Source organism: Pseudoalteromonas sp. S3178 (assembly GCF_005886985.1).
GTDB classification, from domain to species: domain Bacteria; phylum Pseudomonadota; class Gammaproteobacteria; order Enterobacterales; family Alteromonadaceae; genus Pseudoalteromonas; species Pseudoalteromonas carrageenovora.
This window is the reverse complement of sequence record NZ_PNCW01000537.1, coordinates 1-313: the sequence shown is the minus strand read 5'-3', so window position 1 is coordinate 313 and position 313 is coordinate 1. Positions and strand designations below refer to the sequence as shown.

Genomic DNA, 313 nt, shown 5'->3' with positions numbered 1-313 from the left:
TAATGAGCAGCAGCTGCATGAAATCACAGTTGGCTCAATTGCTAATGTACTTGGGTCAGACTATGCGGCGGCTGATCAGTACCCAGTGCGAACTAGAATGCCTTCTTGGCCTTACATGTTTGTATCACGTATTACGGCTTGCACTGCACAGCGAGGCCAGTTGAAGCCATGCGAAGTGCATTGGGAGTATGATATTACGCCTGATGATTGGTATGTCGTAAAGGATCAGGTGCCGTCGTTTGTCTCGTTAGAATCATCACACGCAATGATAGTCGCGTTTACACTTATTGGCTGCGATGAGATGTTTCAAGGC

The 313-nt window shown here is 47.3% G+C and carries 1 protein-coding gene; it reads left to right on the top strand.

Features of this window, described 5'->3' with window-relative positions; genetic code table 11:
- Nucleotides 1-313, top strand: a 313-nt coding sequence (locus tag CWC11_RS22940; RefSeq protein ID WP_171038528.1) for a hypothetical protein, incomplete at both ends; no start/stop codon positions are given.